Origin of the sequence: Pseudoalteromonas sp. MER144-MNA-CIBAN-0113, from assembly GCF_040308965.1 — a bacterium.
Classification (GTDB): Bacteria; Pseudomonadota; Gammaproteobacteria; order Enterobacterales; family Alteromonadaceae; genus Pseudoalteromonas; species Pseudoalteromonas tetraodonis.
The window spans coordinates 1-259 of the sequence record NZ_JBEOOG010000433.1 but is presented as its reverse complement, the minus strand read 5'-3'; the positions used below and the strand labels follow the sequence as shown (position 1 = coordinate 259).

Below are 259 nucleotides of genomic sequence, written 5' to 3'. Positions count from 1 at the left end.
ATCTAAGAGTGCTTCAATTTTTATTGATTGCATAAACATTTTACTAGCTGACTCTGGTGTGTAACCTTCCAGATAGACTTCATATGCAGAAGTAAAATCATCAATCTTTGTATCAATATTATCTAACTGTAAAGTTTCATTAAACCCACACTCTTTGGCATTATTTATCTCAGTCTGTAATTTTTCGATCGAAGAAAAAAAACTACGCGGCTTTATCTCACCAATTTGAAGTCTTGCATTTGATAAATAACTTCTTAAG

At 31.3% G+C, this 259-nt stretch carries 1 protein-coding gene; it reads right to left on the bottom strand.

Annotated features, from left to right (window positions below; genetic code table 11):
- Positions 1-259: hypothetical protein (locus AAEY57_RS20380; RefSeq protein ID WP_350608709.1), on the bottom strand; the 259-nt coding region annotated here is incomplete at both ends.